Annotated in this window: 15 protein-coding genes; 10 read left to right on the forward strand and 5 right to left on the reverse strand. The window is 66.1% G+C overall.

Translation table 11 applies throughout. The features are described 5' to 3' along the window. The first annotated feature begins 28 nt into the window (after window positions 1–28). The 4 genes from Q0907_RS09590 to Q0907_RS09605 all read left to right on the forward strand — a co-directional run bounded on the left by Q0907_RS09590 (window position 29) and on the right by Q0907_RS09605 (window position 8231). On the forward strand, window positions 29–1384 hold the full coding sequence (locus Q0907_RS09590) for a dicarboxylate/amino acid:cation symporter (protein WP_299343939.1): 1356 nt from the start codon (window positions 29–31) through the stop codon (window positions 1382–1384). A gap of 47 nt (window positions 1385–1431) precedes the next feature. Continuing rightward, window positions 1432–4500 (forward strand): TonB-dependent receptor, encoded by a 3069-nt coding sequence (locus tag Q0907_RS09595; RefSeq protein ID WP_299343941.1) that lies wholly within the window; start codon window positions 1432–1434, stop codon window positions 4498–4500. Between the two features lie 16 nt (window positions 4501–4516). Then, window positions 4517–5818: a hypothetical protein gene (locus Q0907_RS09600; protein ID WP_299343944.1), complete on the forward strand. Its 1302-nt coding sequence runs from the start codon at window positions 4517–4519 to the stop codon at window positions 5816–5818. Window positions 5819–5933: 115 nt separating this feature from the next. After that, window positions 5934–8231, forward strand: coding sequence for an NADP-dependent malic enzyme (locus Q0907_RS09605; RefSeq protein ID WP_299343947.1), 2298 nt, complete (start codon window positions 5934–5936; stop codon window positions 8229–8231). A gap of 152 nt (window positions 8232–8383) precedes the next feature. Here the strand turns inward: Q0907_RS09605 and Q0907_RS09610 are convergent, their stop codons facing one another. The 4 genes from Q0907_RS09610 to Q0907_RS09625 form a co-directional block, all read right to left on the reverse strand. Continuing rightward, a complete protein-coding gene (locus tag Q0907_RS09610; RefSeq protein WP_296280979.1) occupies window positions 8384–8767 on the reverse strand; it encodes an STAS domain-containing protein in 384 nt (127 codons plus the stop codon). 101 nt (window positions 8768–8868) lie between these two features. Next, window positions 8869–9255, reverse strand: a complete 387-nt coding sequence (locus tag Q0907_RS09615) for an STAS domain-containing protein (protein ID WP_296280981.1) — start codon at window positions 9253–9255, stop codon at window positions 8869–8871. After that, the gene (locus tag Q0907_RS09620) at window positions 9252–9689 is read right to left on the reverse strand and encodes an ATP-binding protein (RefSeq protein WP_296280983.1); all 438 of its coding nucleotides are present in this window, start codon (window positions 9687–9689) and stop codon (window positions 9252–9254) included. Before Q0907_RS09620 ends, Q0907_RS09615 begins: the two co-directional genes overlap by 4 nt. Further along, on the reverse strand, window positions 9661–11691 hold the full coding sequence (locus Q0907_RS09625) for a SpoIIE family protein phosphatase (RefSeq protein WP_299343950.1): 2031 nt from the start codon (window positions 11689–11691) through the stop codon (window positions 9661–9663). The genes Q0907_RS09620 and Q0907_RS09625 overlap by 29 nt, the downstream gene beginning before the upstream one ends. A 234-nt stretch (window positions 11692–11925) precedes the next feature. Between Q0907_RS09625 and aceE the strand changes: the two genes are divergently transcribed. The 6 genes from aceE to Q0907_RS09655 all read left to right on the forward strand — a co-directional run bounded on the left by aceE (window position 11926) and on the right by Q0907_RS09655 (window position 19071). Next, window positions 11926–14619 carry a pyruvate dehydrogenase (acetyl-transferring), homodimeric type gene (gene aceE, locus Q0907_RS09630; RefSeq protein ID WP_299343953.1) on the forward strand — a complete coding sequence of 898 codons (2694 nt, stop codon included), beginning with the start codon at window positions 11926–11928 and terminating at the stop codon, window positions 14617–14619. A gap of 20 nt (window positions 14620–14639) precedes the next feature. After that, window positions 14640–15734, forward strand: coding sequence for a crosslink repair DNA glycosylase YcaQ family protein (locus tag Q0907_RS09635; RefSeq protein ID WP_299343955.1), 1095 nt, complete (start codon window positions 14640–14642; stop codon window positions 15732–15734). Between the two features lie 65 nt (window positions 15735–15799). Beyond that, a complete protein-coding gene (locus Q0907_RS09640) occupies window positions 15800–16978 on the forward strand; it encodes an ATP-binding protein (protein ID WP_299343957.1) in 1179 nt (392 codons plus the stop codon). Beyond that, window positions 16971–17585, forward strand: coding sequence for a hypothetical protein (locus Q0907_RS09645; RefSeq protein ID WP_299343959.1), 615 nt, complete (start codon window positions 16971–16973; stop codon window positions 17583–17585). Before Q0907_RS09640 ends, Q0907_RS09645 begins: the two co-directional genes overlap by 8 nt. A gap of 129 nt (window positions 17586–17714) precedes the next feature. Next, window positions 17715–18032, forward strand: coding sequence for a DUF3817 domain-containing protein (locus Q0907_RS09650; RefSeq protein ID WP_299343961.1), 318 nt, complete (start codon window positions 17715–17717; stop codon window positions 18030–18032). A gap of 85 nt (window positions 18033–18117) precedes the next feature. Further along, entirely contained in the window at window positions 18118–19071 is a 954-nt protein-coding gene (locus Q0907_RS09655) for an HPP family protein (RefSeq protein ID WP_299343964.1), read from the forward strand. Between the two features lie 15 nt (window positions 19072–19086). On the opposite strand, the gene Q0907_RS09660 is transcribed toward Q0907_RS09655, so the two are convergent. Continuing rightward, a complete protein-coding gene (locus Q0907_RS09660; protein ID WP_299343967.1) occupies window positions 19087–20139 on the reverse strand; it encodes an alpha/beta fold hydrolase in 1053 nt (350 codons plus the stop codon). Window positions 20140–20194: the final 55 nt, after the last annotated feature.

A 20194-nucleotide genomic window follows, 5' to 3' on the forward strand; every position in this document is an offset into this window, starting at 1 on the left:
GCGACGCCATCCGTCCCGGAGTTCTCCCATGCATCTGGCCGATACCCCGTTCGTACCGCCGCCGAAGCAGCCGCTGTACAAGCAGCTGTACTTCCAGGTGATCGTGGCCATCGTGCTGGGCGCGACGCTGGGCCACTTCGAGCCCGCGCTGGCCGAATCGATGAAGCCGCTGGGCGATGCCTTCATCAAGCTGGTGAAGATGATCATCGCGCCGGTGATCTTCCTGACCATCGTCACCGGCATCGCCGGCATGACCCACCTGCGCACGGTGGGCCGGGTGTTCGCCAAGGCGATGGCGTACTTCCTGTTCTTCTCCACGCTGGCGCTGGTGATCGGCATGATCGTCGCGCACGTGGTGCAGCCGGGCGCCGGCATGAACATCAACCCGGCCGACCTGGACCAGTCGGCGGTCAACGACTACGTGCAGAAATCGCACGAGCTGTCGCTGGTCGGCTTCCTGATGGACATCATCCCGAAGACGCTGGTCAGCCCGCTGGTGGGCGACAACATCCTGCAGGTGCTGTTCGTGGCGGTGCTGTTCGGCCTGTCGCTGGCGCTGGTCGGCGAGAAGGGCCGCCCGGTACTGAACCTGCTGGAGGCGCTCACCGCCCCGGTATTCCGCCTGGTGCACATCCTGATGCGCGCCGCGCCGATCGGTGCGTTCGGCGCCATCGCCTTCACCATCGGCAAGTACGGCGTCGGCATGCTGGTGAACCTGGCGTGGCTGGTGGGCTCGTTCTACCTGACCTCGCTGCTGTTCGTGATCGTCATCCTCGGGCTGGTGTCGTGGTGGTGCGGGTTCTCGATCTTCCGCCTGATCCGCTACCTCAAGGCCGAACTGCTGCTGGTGCTCGGCACGTCGTCGTCCGAGTCCGCACTGCCGTCGCTGATGGAGAAGATGGAGCGCGCCGGTGCGTCGAAGTCCGTCGTCGGCCTGGTCGTGCCCACCGGATACTCGTTCAACCTGGACGGCACCAATATCTACATGACGCTGGCCGCGTTGTTCATCGCGCAGGCCACCAACACCGAGCTGAGCCTCGGCCACCAGATCATGCTGCTGCTGGTCGCGATGCTGAGTTCGAAGGGCGCCGCGGGCGTCACCGGTGCCGGCTTCATCACGCTGGCCGCCACGCTGGCGGTGGTGCCCGAAGTGCCGGTCGCCGGCATGGCGCTGATCCTGGGCATCGACCGCTTCATGAGCGAGTGCCGCTCGCTGACCAACTTCACCGGCAACGCGGTGGCCACGCTGGTGGTCGCGCGTTGGGAAAACGCGCTCGACCGCGATGCGCTAGCGCGCGCGCTGGGCGGGCCATCCGCACCGATCGCCGCCGCGCCCGATCCGGCCGCAGGCCCGGGCGATCCGACACGACTCACGGCCGACTGACGCCGGCCACACCACGTCTTCAGAGGAGGGACTGAACGATGCATGCCTTGAACCCACGCCGCGCTCCGCTGCGCAGCAGCCTGACGCTGGCCTTGCTGGCGGTGATCCACGCCGCGGCCGCGCAGGACGCCACCCCGCCCGCCGAACCGGCGGCGCAGTCCGCGCCCGCCGACGACGCGACCACGCTCGACAAGGTCGTGGTGGTCGGTTCGCACATCCAGGGCGCGGCCACCACCGATGCGCTGCCGGTGCTGGTGGTAGGCGCGGAGCAGATCGATGCTGCCGGTGCGATCTCCGGCGACGAGCTGATGCGCACCATCCCGCAGATGGGCGACGTGCTGTTCGACGCCTCGAACAACCCGCAGACCAGCAACGCGGCGCGCGGTGACGTCAATTCGGTGAACCTGCGTTCGCTCGGCGTCGGCAACACGCTGGTGCTGCTCAACGGGCGCCGCCTGGTGCAGCACCCGACCAGCCAGGGCACGTCCGATACCGGTACGGTGCCGGTGCAGAGCTTCAATTCGAACGCGATCCCCGTCTCCGGCCTGGACCGCATGGAGATCCTGCTGGATGGTGCGGCGGCCATCTACGGCGCCGACGCGGTAGCAGGCGTGGTCAACACCGTGCTGCAGACCGACTTCGATGGCGTCAGCGCGAGCACGCGCTATGGCGGCGCCGAGGGCACCGGCATGAACGAGTTCGAAGTGAATCTGTTCGCTGGCCGCAATTACGATCGCGGCAATGTCTCGCTGTTCCTCAACTATGTCGACCGCTCCGAACTGATGGCGGACGACCAGGACTTCACCGCGACCGACGACCTGCGTGCGCTGTTCGCGGACTATCCGGATTTCGCCGGCCTGTCCGCGCTCGATGGCCGGTCGTCGCACACGCCGTGGGCGCGCCTCACGGTGGGCCCGCGCGCGGTGATCCGGTCCAACGGTACGGCGGTGACGAACACCGCGGGCGCGTTCCGCATCCAGCCCTCCAGCTTCGGCTGCGGCGTCAGCCTCGGCAACGATCTTTGCCTTGCCAGCGGCAACCACAACTTCAACACCACCAACCGCGAAATGCGCTACGACACGCGGTACGGCACCAGCGTGCGGCCGTCGGTGGAGCGCATCAACCTGTTCCTCACCGGCCATTACGACGTCACCGACACCATCGAGGCGTTCGGCGAGGTCGGCTTCTACCATGCCGTCAGCGAAGCCACGCAGCCACCGGTGGTGAACCTCAACAGCCTGTGGATCCCGGCCACCAACTACTGGAATCCGTTCGGCGCGGCCACGCTGCCCGACGGTTCGCCCAACCCGAACCGCCTGCCGGGCCTGACCAACGTGCCCGCCGCCGGGCTGCCGGTGCAGATGAGCAACTACCGCTACGTCGACGCCGGCTTCCAGCGCGTGCGCGTGGAGAACTACCAGGCGCGTTTCCTCGCCGGCCTGCGTGGCGAGTGGAACGGCTGGAACTGGGAGACCGCGCTGCTGTACTCCGAAGCCGAGGCCGAGGATCGTTCGCCCAACATCAACATGACCCTGTTGCAGCAGCAGCTGGCACTGGCCACGCCGGATGCCTACAACCCGTTCAGTGGCGGCTGCGTGTCCACGCCGACCTACGGCGACTGTTCGCCGAGTTCGCAGGCGGCGATCGACGGCATCGTGTTCGACCTGGTACGCGAGTCGCGAACCACGCTGACGATGGCCGACTTCAAGATGAACCGCGGCGACCTGTTCTCGCTGCCCGCCGGCAGCGTCGGCGTGGCCTTCGGTGCGGAAGCACGCCGCGAGACGCAGCGCGACGACCGTGATGCCAACCTCGACGGCACCTACACGTTCACCGACATGGTCACCGGCGAGACCAACCTGAGCAACGTGGCGGCGGTCAGTCCGAATCCGGATACGCGCGGCTCGCGCAACGTCGGCTCGGCCTACGTCGAGTTCGCGGTCCCGCTGGTGTCGGAGGACATGGGCATCCCGCTGGTGCATCGCCTGGACATGCAGCTGGCCGGCCGTTACGAGCACTACTCCGACTTCGGCTCAGTCGCCAAGCCCAAGGTGGCTCTGGCGTGGGACCTGGTGGAGGGCGTGCGCCTGCGCGGTTCATACTCGGAAGGCTTCCGCGCGCCGAACCTGGAGCAGACCAACGCCACCCAGTACGCGCGTCTGGCCAGCGGCGTGGACCACATCCGCTGCGAAGCCGACCTGCGCGCCGGCCGCATCGCCTCCTTCAGTGCCTGCGGTCAGAACACCGCCGGTGCGTCCCTGCTGGTCGCCGGCAATCCGGACCTGGAGCCGGAAGAGAGCACCAACACCTCGTTCGGCGTGGTGTTCCAGCCGACCTTCATCCCGGAGCGCTTCGGCAGCTTCACCTTCACCGTCGACCGCTGGAAGATCAAGCAGGAGCAGATCGTCGGCCTGCTCGGCGCGCAGACCGCGCTGACGGTGGACTACCTGGCACGCGTCGGAGGAGGCAGCAACCCGCTCGTCGTGCGCGAAGCGCCAACGCAGGAGGACATCGACGCGTTCGCCGGCACCGGGATCGATCCGGTGGGCCGCGTCATCGCCATCAACGACCGCTTCATCAACCTGCAGCCGCAGACGGCGGGCGGCCTGGACTTCGGCGTGGACTGGTCGCTGCGGCGCACGCGCTTCGGTTCGTTCTCGGTCAACCTCAACGCCACCCGCCTGCTGGAATTCACGCGTGATCCGGGCGACATCGTCAATGCGCTGTACGCCGCGCGTGCGGCCGGCACCATCGATCCGCTGACGCCGCTGCCGGACCCGTCGCAGCTGATCGGCCAGAACGGCCGTCCAGAATGGCGCGCCAGCGGTTCGCTGACCTGGAACAAGGCGGCGTGGCGCGTGGGCTATTCGGCGCAGTACATGAGCTCGTTCGAGCAGCCGCAGCTGCTGGGCCTCTCGGGCGATCCGTGGGTGGTCGACCAGCGCCTGACGCACAACCTGTATGGCCAGTACCGCTTCGCCGATGGCACCGCCGTGCGCCTGGGCGTGCGCGACCTGACCGACGAGGGCCCGTCGCTGGCCGATGGGGGTTATCGCGGGTCGCTGCACAATCCGTGGGGTCGCTACTGGTACGTCAACATCAGCCGTTCGTTCTGAGGAGCCTGCAGCCGCGATGCGAAGCACGAGCCGCCGCTGGATCGCCGCCACGCTCGCCGCGTTGGCCGCCTTCGTGCCGCCTCTCGGCGCGGCGGCGGCCGACACCGACGTCGCATTCGCCCCCGTGGCGTGTCCGGCGTCGGTCGGCGCGCAGGTCGACTGTCTCGAAGGGCAGGACGTGCATGGGGCCTGGCTGCTGGTCGCCATGCCGCGCCGCTGGAACCGCACGCTCATCGTGCATGCGCACGGCGGGCCGCGGCTCGGCGAGCCCAAGGCCGGGGATTCGGCGGAGGACCTCGACCGTTTCGCGGTCATGGTGCGGGAAGGCCATGCCTGGATCGGCACCACGTATCGCCGCGGCGGTTACGGCGTGCGGATGGCGGCGGCCGACGTGGAGCACAGCCGGCGCGTGTTCTGGGCGCGCTGGGGCCGTCCGGAACGCACGCTGTTGCACGGGCAGTCGTGGGGCGGCAACGTCGCGGCGAAGGCGGCGGAGCTGTATGCGCTCGACATCGATGGCCGGCCGAACTTCGATGGGGTACTGACCACCAACGGCCTGCTGTTCGGGGGCACGCGGGCATACGGCTTCCGCGCCGACCTGCGTGCGGTCTACCAGTACTACTGCCGCAACCATCCGGCCGTCGGGGAAGCGCAGTATCCGGTGTGGCAAGGGCTGCCTGCCGGTGCGAAGATGACCCGCGACGACCTGCGCAAGCGCGTGGACGCCTGCACCGGTGTCGACCAGCCGGCGTCGAAGCGCACGCCCGCGCAGGCGGCGAACCTGCGCGACATCCTCGCCGTCACCGGCGTGGCCGAGCAGCAGCTGGTCGCGCACTTGGCGTGGGGCACGTTCCACTTCCAGGACGTGGTGCAGAAGCGGCTGGGTGGCCGGAACCCCTTCGACAATCGCACCACCGTCTATCGTGGTTCGCGCGATGACACCGCACTCAACGCCGGCGTCGAGCGCTTCGCCGCCGATCCCGCCGCCGTCGCCCGGTTGGCCTACGACGCCGACCTTTCCGGCCTGATCGTGCTGCCCACCGTCACCGTGCATGCGCGCCACGATCCGACCGTGTCGTACGACGCGGACGCGGCCTACAGGGCGACCGTCGCCGCGGCCGGCCGTGGCCACCTGCTGTTGCAGGCGCTGACCGATGAGCGCGACCACAGCCGCCTGCAGGACGCGACGTACGCGACCGCACTGCAGGTGCTCGAGCGCTGGCTCGACACCGGCACGCGACCGCCGGCCACGACCTTCGCCGAGACCTGCGCGCGCGCGTCGCGGACACGCGCAGCATGCCGTTTCATCGCGCCCTGAGTGCGTCCTGCATGACCACGGCGTGACGCAGCGCCGCAACGGCCCAAGTCCGGGCCCGGCGGGGAAGGGGTAGAATTGCCGCTCCCCCGCCTTCACCACAGGCACCGTTTCCGCAATGACGAACGACGATTTCAAGCAGGCCGCGCTGGAATACCACCGCCTGTCGCCGCCCGGCAAGATCAAGGTGGCACCGACCAAGCCGATGCTCACCCAGCGCGACCTGGCGCTGGCCTACTCGCCGGGCGTCGCGTTTGCCTGCGAGGCGATCGTCGAAGACCCGAACGCGGCCAGCGAGCTCACGGCGCGCGGCAACCTGGTGGCGGTGGTCACCAACGGCACCGCGGTGCTCGGCCTGGGCAACATCGGCGCGCTGGCCGGCAAGCCGGTGATGGAAGGCAAGGGCGTGCTGTTCCAGAAATTCGCCGGCATCGACGTGTTCGACATCGAGATCAACGAGCACGACCCCGACAAGCTGGTCGACATCATCGCTTCGCTGGAGCCGACCTTCGGCGGCATCAACCTGGAAGACATCAAGGCGCCGGAGTGCTTCATCGTCGAGCGCAAGCTGCGCGAGCGCATGAAGATCCCGGTCTTCCACGACGACCAGCACGGCACCGCGATCATCGTGGGCGCCGCGGTGGTCAATGCGCTGGAAGTGATCGGCAAGAAGATCGAGGACGTGAAGCTGGCCACCAGCGGCGCCGGCGCGGCCGGCATCGCCTGCCTGGACATGCTGGTGGCGCTGGGCCTGAAGCCGGAGAACATCCTGGCCTTCGACCGCGACGGCGTCATCTACACCGGCCGCCCGCACCTGGACCCGGACAAGGCACGGTATGCCCGCGATACCGACAAGCGTTCGCTGGCGGAGATCGTCGACGGCGCGGACATCTTCCTGGGCCTGTCGGCCGGCGGCATCCTGAAGCCGGAGATGGTCGCGACGATGGCGGACAAGCCCGTCATCCTGGCGCTGGCCAACCCGAACCCGGAAATCTCGCCGGCCGACGCCAAGGCCGTGCGCCCGGACGTCATCATCGGCACCGGCCGCAGCGACTATCCGAACCAGGTCAACAACGCGCTCTGCTTCCCGTACATCTTCCGCGGCGCGCTCGATGTCGGCGCCACCGTCATCAACGAGGACATGAAGGTCGCCTGCGTGCACGCCATCGCCAAGCTGGCGCGGCGCGAGGCCTCCGACCTGGGCAGCGCCTACGGCGACGACGTGCCGTGCTTCGGCCCCGAATACCTGATTCCGCGCCCGTTCGATCCGCGCCTGCTGGTGGAAGTGGCCGCGGCGGTCGCGCAGGCGGCGATGGACAGCGGGGTCGCGCTGCGTCCGATCACCGACATGTGGGCCTACCGCGAGAAGCTGGGCCAGTTCGTGTACCGCACCAGCCTGATGATGAAGCCGGTGTACGACCGCGCGCGCGCCGACAAGAAGCGCGTGGTCTATGCCGAAGGCGAGGAAGAGACCGTGCTGCGCGCGGTGCAGACGGTGATCGACGAAGGCCTGGCGTTCCCGATCCTGATCGGCCGCCCGGACGTGATTGATGCGCGCATCCAGCGCCTCAGCCTGCGCATGCGCGCCGGCGTCGACTTCGAGATCACAAACCAGGACGACGATCCGCGCTTCAACGACTACTGGCAGCACTACCACGCGCTGACCTCGCGCCGCGGCGTTACGCCGGCGGCGGCGAAGAACCTGATGCGTTCGCGGCCCACGCTGATCGCCGCCGTGATGGTGGCGCGCGGCGAAGCCGACGCGATGATCACCGGCCTGGTCGGCCGCTTCCACAAGAAGCTGGGTTACGTGCGCAGCGTGATCCCGCTGGACCCGGGCGTGCAGTCGACCTCGGCGATGACCGGCGTGATCAACAACCAGGGCGCGTACTTCTTCCTGGACACGCACGTGCAGGACGACCCGACCGCCGAGCAGATCGCCGAGGCCACGCTGCAGGCGGCGTACCGCCTGAAGCTGTTCGGCATCGAGCCGCGCATCGCGCTGCTGTCGCACTCGAACTTCGGCAGCCACGAGACGCCTGGCTCGATCAAGATGCGCCGCGTGCGCGAGCTGTTGTTGAAGCGTAAACCCGACCTCAACGTCGATGGCGAGATGCAGGGCGACACCGCATGGGACGAGGTGCTGCGCAGCCGCATGATGCCAGGCAGCACGCTCTCGGGCCGCGCGAACCTGTTCGTCATGCCCAACCTGGACGCGGCGAACATCGCCTACAACATGGTGCGCGTGGTCACTGACGGCGTGGCGATCGGCCCGATCCTGATGGGCATCTCCAGGCCGGTCCACATCCTGACCACCAGCGCCACCCCACGCCGCGTCATCAACATGACCGCCATCGCCGCGGTCGATGCGCAGATCCGCCTGCAACGTGAGGCCGAGCGCAACGGACCGGGTTGATGGGTCCGAGCCCTGGAGAGAAAAAGCCCCGCATGCGGGGCTTTTTCTTGGTCGGTGTCCAGGACTTCAGGTGTGGGAGCGACGTAAGTCACGATGGGCTACCGGTAAAGCCTCATCGCGACTTACGTCGCTCCCACAACCTTGCTTTGCGGCTAGTCCTCTTCCTCCCCATCCAGGATCCGCCGCTGCAACGCATCCAGGTAGGCATCGGCATCGGCGCTGGATTCGAAGATCTCGTCCATCGGCACCGCCTGCACGATCTCGATGACCTTGCGGATCTGTTCCTGCGGATGCACCACCAGCAGGCGGCCTTCGTGCGGGGCGAGCGCCTTGCGCGCCTTCAGGATGCTGCGCACGCCGGCGCTGCTGATGTAGTCCAGGTGCGCCAAGTCCAGTACCAGTGCCTGCGGGCGCGCCGCCAGCATCGGCGCCAGTGCGTCGTCGAGCTGGCCGTGGCTGGCGGTGTCCAGCCGGCCGCCCAGCACCACGTACTGGTTGCCGTTGACGGGCGGGTAGACCTCAATCTCCAAAGTCATCGGGCATCTCGGTGAAGCGGATCTGCCGGGTGGGGGAAGCCCGGGGAGGCAGGGAGGCAGCGCTGGATCGTAAAACAAATGCGGGCCGAGGGTGCGGCGGCTCAGTCGTCGTCCTCGGCGGCGTCCAGCACCTTGCGCTGCATCACGTCGAGATAGGCATCGGCCTCCGCCGTGGACGAGAAGATCTCGTTCAACGGCACGGCCTTGACCATGTCCAGCACCTTCTGGATCTGCGGCTGCGGATTGACCAGCAGCACCTTGCCGCCGTGCGGCGCCAGCGTCTTGCGCGCCTTGAAGATGGAACGGATGCCGGCGCTGCTGATGTACTCCAGCCCCGACAGGTCCAGCACCAGCGAGTGCAGCTGGCGGGTCAGCAACGGCGCCAGCGCTTCGTCGAGGTCTTCGTACGTGTGGGTGTCCAGCCGGCCACGCAGCAGCGCGCGCTGGCTGCCCTTGCCCGGGGGATGGAACTCGATTTCCAGGCTCATGCGGACGTCTCCTCGGTGGGAATGCGCAGCGCCAGGCGCAGCACGTTGTAGTTACCCATTCGCTGATAGGTGGCCATTTCGGCCACCTGCCGGACCAGGTGCAGGCCCAGCCCGCCGGTGGGCCGGTCGAGGATGTCCGCATCCAGGTCGGGGGCAGGCTGCTCCAGCGGATTGAACGGCGCGCCGCTCTCGCGGAATTCCAGGGTCAGCACATGGTCGCGGATCGCGATGTCCACGCACAGTTCGTGTTCTTCGGCGTCCACCCGTGCCAGGTCGCCGTGCTCGATGGCGTTGCTGGCCAGCTCCTCGACGATCAGCCTGACGTCGCCCTGGATGGCACGGCTGACGCCATTGTTGGCCAATACGGCTTCCAGCGAGGCGTTGAGGTCGTCCACGCGGGCGTGCTCACGCGGGATGAACAGTCGCATCTGCATGTGCGTTCTCCTGGGTTGGCGGAGCTTCGGGGGAAGCGGCAGCCCTGTCCAGCCGGCGCCGGATCGCGAGCACGGTGATGTCGTCGGATTGCGGTGCGGGATCGGTAAATGCGTGAACCCGCGCGATCAGCGCCTCGCACTGCTCGCGCGCGGTCGCGCCGGACCGCAGCGCACCCGGGATGCGTTCGGGGCCGAAGGCGACGTCGCGGCTGTCGAACGCCTCGGTGATGCCGTCGGTCCAGGCCAGCAGCGTGGCCCCGGCCGGCAATTGTCCGGACCACAGCGGGAACGCATCGCCCACCTCGAAACCCAGTGGCGGCCCCGGCTGCACCGGCAAGGCCTCGTGGCGGCCATCGGCATGCAGCAGCAACGGCGCATCGTGGCCGGCACTGGCCAGCACGCAGGCGCCGCTGCGCACGTCCACGCGCCCGCACAGCACCGTGGCGAACATGCACGCATCGTTGCCCTGCACCAGTCGCCGCGACGCTTCCGCCAGCACGCGCTCCGGCGACGGATGGGTACTGGCGGCCACCTCCAGCACGGTGACGGTGCGCGCCATGAAGAGCGCGGCGGGCACGCCCTTGTCCGACACGTCGCCGATGGCGAACCACAGGCCGTCGGGATCGGTCTGGATGAAGCAGTAGAAGTCGCCGCCCACGGCCTTGGCCGGTTCCAGCCGCGCATACGCTTCCAGATGCGCGTCCTCGCGATCGATGACGCGCCCTGGCGGCAGCATCGCCTGCTGGATCTCGCGTGCGATCGACAGCTCGCTCTCCAGCTTCTGCCGCGCGGCGGTCATGTCCTCGATCTCGTGCAGCTGCTGGCGGATGGAAACGCGCGCGTGTTCCAGCGTGCGCGCCATCTGGCCGACTTCGTCGCGACGCTGCACGAACGGCACCGGCATGTCGTAGTCGCCCTGGGCCAGGCGTGCCGCGGAGGAGGAGAGGTCTTCGACGGGCTGGCTGACGTGGCGCGCCAGCTTGCTCACCACCAGCATGCACACCAGCGCCAGCAGGGTGCCGATGGCAACCAGCAACCACAGCGCCTGCGTCAGGCGGGCAGTGACCAGGTCGTAGGACTGCGCCACCAGCAGGGTCCAGCCGCTGTCGCCCACCGGCTCCACCACGGTGTAGCGCCGCTCGCCGCTGACCGCATCCACGTGGAGATGCTGCAGCGGGCGCCGTACGCGGACGGCCTGGGCGATCTCGCCGAGATCCACGCGCCCGCTGCGCGCGATGTAGTCCTCCAGTGTTTCCTCGCGTTCGACGCCGACCTCGGGATTCAGCGCCAGCGTGCCGGCCGGTGCCACCAGCGAGACGCGCCAGCCCGGCAGGTGGGCCAGGGCATCGACCATGTCGGTCAGGCTGGTCAGCGGCAGGTCCAGGCTGACCATGCCGCGTGTGCGGGCGCCGCGCCCGGGTTCGCGCAGTGGCATGTTGTAGGTGACCATCCACACGTCGCCGGCGGTCTGGTTGAGGTACGGCTCCGACCACCAGCCCGCGGGTGCGGCCACGGTGCGCTGGTACCAGCCCTGTTCGCGGAAGGCATATCCGTCGGCGATGAAATCGCGGTCGCTGCCATTCGCGGCCACGTAGCGCGCGAACGGCGCGTCCTCCTTCGCGCGCGCTTCCAGGATCAGCAGGCCGCCCACGCAACCGGGCGTGGCCTTCACCATCGCGCGCAGGGTGGTGGTCAATTCGTCGGGCGAAAGCTGCGCGTTGCCCACCAGCTCCGACATGCCCTGCGTGGTGATAGTCACCACGTGCAATGCGCCGTCGATCCGCTGCGCGGCTTCCTGCGCCGTCGCCTGCGTGTCGCGGCGCGCGTCGTCCAGGATCATGCGGCGCGCGTACCACGCGGTCGCCACCACCAGCAGCACCAGCAGCACCACGTTGACCAGGCCGGCCCACAGGGCGATGCGCGTGCGCAGGCTGCTGCGCCAGTGCGCTGCACCGGCGACATCGCGTTCTGGCACGACACTGCTGGGCACTGCGTTGCGCATGCCGACCCTGTTCGTCGCGTTCCCCCCGGACGCCGATCATACGCCCGCACCGCGTGCTGCATCGCAATAACCCAAAGGTCTGATTTTGGTGTGGTGGTTGTCCCGGGACAGGCACGCAATGTCCTCTCCATACGCCTGCGTAGCCAGGCTTGGCGCGGGGTGCGTGCGTTACACTTCAAGGCTCTACAAGTAACGGCGACGCCACGCCCCACGCGCGGCGCAACAGGAGTGGGAATGAACTGGTTGAACGAGATGTTGCAGAGCGATCCGGACCCGCAGGAATCCCGCGAATGGATCGATTCCATGCAGGCGGTGATCGAGAAGAACGGCGCCCTGCGTGCTCACCAGTTGCTCGAAGGCATGGTCGAAGTCACCCGCCGCGCCGGTGCCTACCTGCCGTTCTCGCCGACCACCGAATACGTCAACACCATCGCGCCGCAGAACGAGGCCAAGAGCCCCGGTGACGCCGCGCTGGAATGGCGCATCCGTTCGATCATCCGCTGGAACGCGATGGCCACCGTCGTGCGCGCCAACCGCAAGCCCGGCGACCTCGGCGGCCACATCGCCAGCTTCGCCTCCGGCGCGACGCTGTACGACGTCGGCTTCAACCACTTCTGGCGCGCGCCCAGCGACAGCCATCCGGGCGACCTGCTGTTCATCCAGGGCCACAGCGCGCCGGGCATCTACGCGCGTTCGTTCCTGGAAGGTCGCATCAGCGAGCAGCAGCTCGACAACTTCCGCATGGAAGTCGACGGCCAGGGCATCTCGTCCTATCCGCATCCCTGGCTGATGCCGGACTACTGGCAGACCCCGACCGTGTCGATGGGCCTGGGCCCGCTGGCGGCGATCTACCAGGCGCAGTTCATGAAGTACCTGGAGCACCGCGGCCTGATCGAGAAGTCCGATCGCAAGGTGTGGTGCTTCATCGGCGACGGCGAGAGCGACGAGCCGGAAACCCTCGGCGCGATCGCGCTGGCCGGCCGCGAAGGCCTCGACAACCTGATCTTCGTCGTCAACTGCAACCTGCAGCGCCTCGATGGCCCGGTACGCGGCAACGGCAAGATCATCCAGGAACTCGAAGGCGTGTTCCGCGGCGGCGGCTGGAATGTCATCAAGCTGCTGTGGGGCAGCTACTGGGATCCGCTCCTCGCGCGCGACACCGACGGCGTGCTGAAGAAGCTGATGATGGAAACCGTCGACGGCGAATACCAGAACTGCAAGGCGTTCGGCGGCAAGTACACGCGCGACAACTTCTTCGGCAAGTACCCGGAGACGGCGGCCATGGTCGCCAACCTGTCCGACGACGACATCTGGCGCCTCAACCGCGGCGGCCACGATCCGCACAAGGTCTACGCGGCCTACCACGAGGCGGTGAACACCAAGGGCATGCCCACGGTGATCCTGGCCAAGACGGTGAAGGGCTACGGCATGGGCTCGGCGGGCGAATCGCTCAACCCGACCCACCAGACGAAGAAGCTGGACGACGAAGCCATCCGCACGTTCCGCGACCGCTTCAACATCCCGGTCAGCGACAAGCAGCTGGAAGAATCGGCGCAGGTGCCGTTCTACCACCCGGGCGAGGACTCGCCGGAAATCCAGTACCTGAAGTCGCGCCGCGCCGCTCTCGGCGGTTACCTGCCGCAGCGTCGCCGCAAGGCCAGCGAGTCGTTCGAAACGCCGAAGCTGGAAGCCTTCGATCGCCTGCTGAAGAGCACCGGCGACCGCGAGATCTCCACCACGATGGCGTTCGTGCAGGGCCTGAACATCGCGCTGCGCGACAAGCAGGTCGGTCCGCGCCTGGTGCCGATCGTCGCCGACGAGGCGCGCACGTTCGGGATGGAAGGCATGTTCCGCCAGATCGGCATCTACGCGCCGTTCGGCCAGAAGTACAAGCCGGTCGATGCCGACCAGCTGATGTACTACCGCGAAGACCAGTCCGGCCAGGTGCTGCAGCAGGGCATCAGCGAGCCGGGCGCGATGTCGTCGTGGATGGCGGCGGGCACCAGCTATTCGGTCAGCAACGTGCCGATGCTGCCGTTCTACATCTACTACTCGATGTTCGGCTTCCAACGCATCGGCGACATCGCGTGGCAGGCGGCGGACATGCGTACGCGCGGCTTCCTGCTGGGCGGCACCGCGGGCCGCACGACGCTCAACGGTGAAGGCCTGCAGCACGAAGACGGCTTCAGCCACGTCATCGCCGGCAGCATCCCGAACGTGCGCAGCTACGACCCGACCTTCGGTTTCGAAGTCGCGGTGGTCCTGCAGCACGGCATGCAGAAGATGCTGCAGGAGCAGGTGGACGAGTACTACTACGTCACCCTGATGAACGAGAACTACAGCCATCCGGAAATGCCGGCAGGCGCGGCCGAGGGCATCATCAAGGGCATGTACCTGCTCACCGATGCCGGCAAGCCGAAGAAGGGCGAGCTGCGCGTGCAGCTGATGGGCAGCGGCACCATCCTGCGCGAGGCGATCGCGGCGGCCGAGCTGCTGGACAAGGACTTCGGCGTCACCGCCGACATCTGGTCGTGCCCGAGCTTCAACGAGCTGCGTCGCGATGGTTTCGACGCCGAGCGCTGGAACCGCCTGAACCCGGAAGCGAAGACGCCGCGCAAGGCGTACGTGACGGAACTGCTGGAAGGCCGCCAGGGTCCGGTGATCGCCGCGACCGACTACGTGCGCGCCTACACCGACCAGATCCGCGCCTTCGTGCCGGCGGCGTACACGGTGCTGGGTACGGACGGCTTCGGCCGCAGCGACACCCGCGCCAACCTGCGCCGCCACTTCGAAGTGGACCGCTACTACATCGCCCACGCCGCCATCGCCGCCCTGGCGAAGGAAGGCAAGATGACCGGCAAGGACGTCGCCCGCGCGATCAAGCAGTACAAGATCGATGTGGAGAAGGCGAACCCGGTTACGGTCTGACCCCGGTCGCGGGTGACGGCATGGCGCTGACAGGGGATCACCTGCGCCGCTATGCCATCGCCCGCAGTCTGTTCAAACCGACCACCCTGCCGCGGGCGATCCAGCGGCTGGGTTTCGTGCAGGCGGACCCGATCCGGGCGCCGGCACGCGCGCAGGACCTGACCCTGCGCCATCGCGTCGCCGGCTATCGCGCCGGCGACCTGGAGCGGCGGTATCCACGCCTGCCGCTGGAAGAAGACTTCTTCGTCAACTACGGTTTCCTGCCGCGCGCGCATCACCAGCTGATGCATCCGCGCACGGCCCGCGAGGCGTGGACGCCCGCGCGCTGGAAGCAGGCGCGCGCGGTACTGGAGTTCGTCAGCGAGCGCGGCACGGCGCATCCGCGCGAGGTGGACGCGCACTTCGGGCATGGCAAGACGACCAACTGGTTCGGTGGTTCATCGAACGCCAGCACGCAGTTGCTGGACGGCATGCACTACCGCGGGCTGCTGCGGGTCGCGCGCCGCGAGGGTGGCACGCGGGTCTATGCGCCGCGCCTCGGTGACGCGGCGCCGGTCGCGGCGTCCGATGCAGAAGCGCGGCTGGATGCGCTGCTCGACATCATCGTCAACAAGTACGCGCCCTTGCCGGCGGCCAGCCTGGGGCAGTTGTTGGGCTATCTGCGCAGTGGCGTGCCGCAGTGGGCGAGCCTGCGTGCGGCAGCGCTGAAGCGTGCGCGCCAGCGCTTGGGCACGGCGCGGGTCGACGGGGTGGACTGGTACTGGCCGGCAGACGAGGATCCGCGCTCACGGCGCTGGAAGCCGGACGACCAGGTGCGCCTGCTGACGCCGTTCGATCCGGTGGTATGGGACCGGCGCCGCTTCGAAATGTTCTGGGGCTGGACGTACCGCTTCGAGGCGTACACGCCGGCACCGAAGCGGAAGCTGGGGTATTACGCGCTACCGGTGCTGTGGGGCGACCGGGTGATCGGGTGGGCGAATCTCAGCGTGGTTGAGGGGGAGCTAAGCTCGACGTTTGGGTATGTTGGTGGGCGTGGACCGAGCGGTGCCGCTTTTCGTAGGGCGCTTAAACTTGAGCTGGATCGCACGCGAGGTTTCCTAGGCTTGAGCCTTTAGTAATGCTGATTGCAAGACGATTGGCTAAGGGTTAGTGATCTGCTAGCGATATACAGGGGGCGGCAATGCTTGTTGCGAAGCGAGTAGGTCTTTCAGAAATACTTGATGGAAGAAGATCGCCGAGATCTGAAGCATTGACGATTCTCACCGGCGAGAATGGTGCAGGTAAAAGCCGAGCACTTAGATTTTTGGCGGAATTCTATGGAGGGAGAAGGCGAAAAGTTCTCGCAATCTCCAACTCTTCATTTGGACGCTTCAATCGCAAGGGTGACTACGTCCGTGCGATCAACTTCGGTCGGCCAGGGGCTAGTCCAGAGAAAATTCTGAAGAGTACGATATCTGCCGCTTATGAAAAGGATGAGCTACAGCTCAGATCTTTGTCGCGGATTCTGAGGTACTGTGGCTATTCGCCGGAAGTCGGTTTCAGAGTAAATCTTTCAGAACGAAAGCGGCCCAGCACGCTAAAGGACGAGATTGAGGCGGCGGCGGCTAAGAGAGGTAGAAACTCAGATGAGTTGATATCCATTATTTATCTTGTTACTTCCAATGAGATGGGTGGTGAGATCTTGTGGCTGGACTTTGATGGATTTTCTCTAGAGAGCTTTGTACGGAATAGCATTCCAAGAATTCTTTTCTGGGAGCGAGAGTTAAGAAGCCTCGGCTACATCAGTTCAATCAGGCTGTTCTTGCGATCCTCGACAAGTGAAATAGCGCTTTCACAAGCGAGCTCAGGTGAGCTCTCATTGATCACTTCAATGGCACTCATTGCGACGACGCATGAAGAAGAAACTGTGCTGCCTATTGATGAGCCGGAGAACAGCCTCCATCCGGCGTGGCAGAAAGAGTTCTTGAGCACGTTGCTGGCCGCCATAGGCTACAAGAGAACAACTTTGATCATTGCGACGCACTCTCCCCTGATTGTAATGGGAGGGGAGGATGTCCGCATGCAGGCGGAAGTTTTGGTGATGTCTGCAATGATTGAATCTGATGGCCAAGTAGATGTTGCTGAAAAAGGTCTGGAAGGGGTGATGGCTGAGGTGTTTCATACCTTCACTTCGAAGAATCACTATTTGAGTAGGTATCTAGTTTCATTGCTTGACTATTTGGAGGGCGGGCGGCTATCGAAGGCTGAGCTTGAGACGATCATTGTTAAATTGAAGGAGATGGGACTGGATGAAAAACAGCAAGCTGCTGTTCGTCTAGTGCAAGACATGGCCAACTCAATCGAGGCCGGCAATGCCTAACTACACTGATCTTGATTTCACAGAGCAAGAGCAGCAGACAATTGATGCTGCATGGGTCGAAGACAAGCTTGCTTGGTCGTCAGAGGCCATGATGCCGATTAGAGCCAAGATCAGAAATCTTCACAGAGTCATCCAGGGTGACATGTGCTGCTACTGCAGGAAGCACTTTCAGCAGGACCATTCGTTGGCGGTCGATGTCGAGCATGTACTACCACAGGCTACTTTTAGATCGATCGCAATCGCTCCGGTAAACATGAGTGTCGCTTGCAAGAGATGTAACTTGTCGATAAAGGGTGAAAAGTACGACTTCATATTTGGAGCGACTGTTCTCGATGTTCTCGAGCACTTAGAAGCTTCAGCCTCATACGAGATCGTCCATCCTAATTTAGATAGCTACGCTGACCATATCGAAGTGGCCGTTGTTAGAATTCCCGGGTTGGTGTTTCACCGTTACAGGGCGCTGGCTGATTCTCCTAAGGCCAACAAGACTATTGATTTCTTCAGGCTTAGAGATCTTGAGGTTGATGAGCTAGATGCCGCACAAGGAATCCCTGGTGCAGAAGGGGAGCACCGGTCGGCCAAAATAAGGGCTCTGCTAGAGATCTGATGGCACGCATGATGCGTGGAAATACTTGGGTTCTGTCGCGAGAATCTTCTTATTCTGGAAGCTAGAATGCTGTTGCCAGCGAGCGCCGCAGCCGCCATCGCATCCGGCATCCCTCACTGGAGTTCCTGCATGTCACGACCCCTTGCGCCCGCCGGGCGCCTGTTTGCTGTCGCCGCCTTTCTTGAAGGCTTCACCTGGGGCGGTCTACTGATCGGCATGGCGTTCAAGTACAGCGCCATCGGGAACGACCTCGGCGTGAAGATCTTCGGGCCGCTGCATGGCGGTGCGTTCCTGTTCTATGTCGTGGTCACCGCGCTGTCCGCGTTGCGGTTGCGCTGGCCGTGGTGGGCGGCGTTGCTGGCGTTGGTCGCCGCGGTGCCGCCGCTGGTGACCGTGCCACTGGAGATGTGGTTCCGGCGGATCGGCTTGCTGGGTCCGCGCGGCTGACGTGTGGGCATGGCGGGCCGGGGCCCGCCCTACGTGCGGCGCGTCCTTCGCATAGACTGCGGCGCTCGCCCTCTCGCTGCCGCTTATGAGCCCCCAGTCCCGCCTGACCGAGTTGCGCCTGCTGCTGGGCATTGAGCGCAACACCACTCGCCATGGCGAGAAGTGGATATCGGGCATCGGCGCGTTGCTGGGCATCCTGGCGGTGTACGGACTGACCCGCTGGACCTTCCCGAGCGACGCCGCGTCCGCGGGCGGCGGCGCGCTGATGGTCACTTCGATGGGTGCGTCTGCCGTGCTGCTGTTCGCCGTGCCGCAGGGCGCGCTGTCGCAGCCGTGGGCCGTGGTGGGCGGGCACCTGCTGTCCGCCTTCATCGGCGTGAGCTGCCAGAAACTGTTCCCCGGCCACGCCTGGACCGCCGCCCTCGCCGTGGGCCTGGCGGTGCTGGGCATGTACTACCTGCGCTGCATCCATCCGCCTGGCGGTGCCACCGCCCTCGCCGCGGTGATCGGCGGCCCCGATGTGCATGCCCTGGGCTACAGCTACTTGCTGATGCCGATACTCATCAACGTCGTGGCCATCCTGGCCATGGCCATCGCCTTCAACGCGCTGTTCCCGTGGCGCCGCTACCCGGCCCATCTACACCGCCGTCGCCAGGCCTCGCGCATCACCCAGCCCGCGCAGCGCCAGTTCGAACTGACCCAGGAAGATTTCTCCGCGGCGATGGAGCAACTCAACTCCTACGTCGACATCACCACCGAGAACCTCACCGAACTGCTGGAACTCGCCAAGCAGCACGCCGAACGCAACATCACCCACCCCGACGCGATCCTGCGTGGTCGCTTCTACAGCAACGGCAAACTCGGCCGCCTCTGGAGCGTGCGGCATGTGTTGGAAGGCGAAGGTCCGGCGCTGCAGTACCACGTCGTCGCAGGTGAACAGACGGGCAGCACGGGGACGAGCAGCCCCGACGAGTTCCGGCAGTGGGCGCGCTTCGAAGTGGTGCTGCAGGACAATGGGCGGTGGGTGATAGCGGGATGACGCGGTTCCTCCCCCTCAGCCCGTCTCCGCCCCGCGCAACAACGCCATCGCCTGCGTCCGCGACTGCACGCCCAGCTTTTCGTAAATGCGGGTGAGCGTGTTGCGCACGGTCTTGTCGCTGATGAAGAGCGACGCGGCGATCTGCGCATTGGTCTTGCCGGAGACCAGCGCCGCGACGATCTCGCGTTCGCGCGCGGTCAGGACATTCAAGTGCTCCTCGCCACGTGGCGCGCCGCCCAGGAATGCGAGCGCCTCCTGGCGGAAGCGCTCCCATGCCGGTTCGTGTTCCAGCAGTACGTGGTTGCGCGAGTCCAGCTCGATGAAGCGTGCACCGGGAATGCCGGCGGCGAGCAACCGGCCCTCCTCCAGCGGCACCACGCAATCCTGTCGCGCATGCAACACCAGGGTCGGTGCGGTGACTTGGCTGAGCAAACTGGTGACGTTGAGGTGCGCACGCGCTTCCAGCAGCGCGCCGGCTGCCTCGGCCGTGGTGGTGATGCGCGCCAGTTCGTTGAACCAGCGCACCTGCGCCTCGGTGGCCTCGGGAATGAAGCGCGAGGTGAAGACCTGGCGGAACACCGGGTTCTGGTCCGTCCAGCCGACGCGCGCGATGTCGATGATGGCGCGATACAGCCGTGCCGCTTCATCGTCGTCGCGTTCGTAAGGGCCGCGCGCGTACGCGCCGTACAGCAGCAGCTTGGACACGCGTTGCGGATGCTTCACCGCATAGGCCACGCAGGCCGCCGCGCCCTGCGAGATGCCCATCAACGCGAACGGTTCGCGCAGGTCCGCGGCCTCCACCACCGCCTCCAGGTCGCCGAGCCAGTGGTCGAGCGTGAGGCCACGCGCATCGCCGCCACTCATCCCGCAGCCGCGTTCGTCATAGCGAAGCAGTCGGTAGTGTTCGCCGAAGAACCGCGACCAGTGGCGCCAGATCGGGCTTTCCAGGTCGTATTCCAGGTGACTCAGCCAGTTGGCCGCCTTGACCAGCACCGGCCCGTTGCCCAGCGACGCCCAGGCCAGGCGCGCGCCATCGCCGGTGGTCAGGTAGCGGATCGTCTGCTGCATGCAGCCATCCCGATGGGGAGCCGGTCCGCAGTGTAGCCGGGACATTGCTCCCCTG

The organism is uncultured Pseudoxanthomonas sp. (assembly GCF_947498795.1).
GTDB lineage: Bacteria > Pseudomonadota > Gammaproteobacteria > Xanthomonadales > Xanthomonadaceae > Pseudoxanthomonas_A.